Annotated in this window: 1 protein-coding gene; it reads left to right on the forward strand. The window is 34.5% G+C overall.

The window, feature by feature from the left end; translation table 11 throughout:
* Positions 1-1,530 (forward strand): hypothetical protein (locus FPG59_RS15945; protein ID WP_254906727.1); only part of this gene is annotated, 1,530 nt, incomplete at its 5' end.
* Between the last annotated feature and the right edge of the window lie 40 nt (positions 1,531-1,570).

Consider the following 1,570-nt stretch of genomic DNA (forward strand, 5'->3'; position numbering starts at 1 on the left):
GTTTTTAATATTTTAATACATTTTGTCATGAGAAAAAATTATTTTCCAAAAAGAGTGTCACAAGTTGTTTTATTCTTTTTCTTAATAATATCTGCAAATACTTTTGCACAAGTAGGTGTAGGTACAACAACACCTCATTCAAGTTCGGTTCTTGACGTTTCATCAACTACTCAAGGTATGCTTACGCCAAGGATGACCACCGCACAACGTTTAGCAATTGCATCTCCAGCCGATGGATTAATTGTTTATGATACAAATCTTAAATCATTATACCATTATAATCAAGGGATAACTTCTTGGAATCTAATTAATAGTGATGCTAACGGAAGGTTGAAGTTTAAACGTATCAGGTCTACTGATGTATTAGCTACTGTTTTAGCAACAGAACTAGCCGCAGGTGGTGGTACAAAGTATGTTTTAGATAGTGGTACGTATTATGAAATAAATGGGGTTATCAATGTGAATTTTCCAATTGATTTGAATAATGCTTACATAGTAGGGTTAGATGCAAATGAAGATGTATTATTTAAATCCAGTGGATTCCTATTTGAAGGAGCAATGGGAGGCACTATTAAAACACTTACTATTTCAGGAGGAAGTTCTGTTTTTAATTTGGTGGCAAGTGGCAATACTCAAAGTATTATTTTTAGAGATGCTATTGTTGCGAACTCGGCAAATGTGGGGACAATTAGTGGTTTTGGCTTAGTGTTTTTTTCAGTTATTAATTATGCAGCAAATGTAACAGGGATTACCTACACCAATAATACTCGAGTGCTGTTAAGTAACACGGCATGGTTTGGGAACAACGCAGGTACTTTTGAAAGGTTTACCGGTACATTTTCTTTGATCCAAAAACAAGGTGGTTTTTGTGAAGTAAATGGTGCTGCGGTTGGGGTAGATGTAAGTGCAAACCCAACTATAACTGGTGATGCTGTCATGGAATTAGTAGTTTTTACAGGTACACTTTCTACGGGAAAATATGTCAACGGTTACACAGCGGGTTCTTATACAGGCTATAATTTTGATAATAATTGGAATGTTCGATGCTCTGGTATTCCTACGGAAGTAGATGCATCGGCCACAGGAAACTTATACGATCCTAGTAACACAACTTCTACAAGAACTACAGCCACAACTCAAAATGTAGGTTATAAGGTAAATACAAACGTAACAACAACCGATGAACTTTTAAGAGTTAATTCAAGTACTACAGGAAGACTTACTTACAGAGGAAAAAAAACACGTTCTTTTCAAATTAACTCATCAGTTGCTTTTATAGAATCAACAGTAGGAACTAATGCTGTCTATGTGTTTTATTTTGTAAAAGTTGGCTCAAACGGAACCACAATTACGCCGCTACCATCAACTGAAACGTATATTGATACAAATAGTGGCTTTACACAAGCTTTCCCAGTTACAGGTTCCGTAACATTAAATCAAAATGAGTCTGTTGAATTATGGTTAAAGAGAATCAATACAGGTACAAAAATCAATGTCGATACTTTTTCATTCAACATGACTTTAAAGTAAATCTAGTTTTATTACTTGTTTAATTGATATAATTTTAAAA

The sequence above is a fragment of the Flavobacterium sp. FPG59 genome, assembly GCF_002150205.1.
GTDB lineage: Bacteria > Bacteroidota > Bacteroidia > Flavobacteriales > Flavobacteriaceae > Flavobacterium.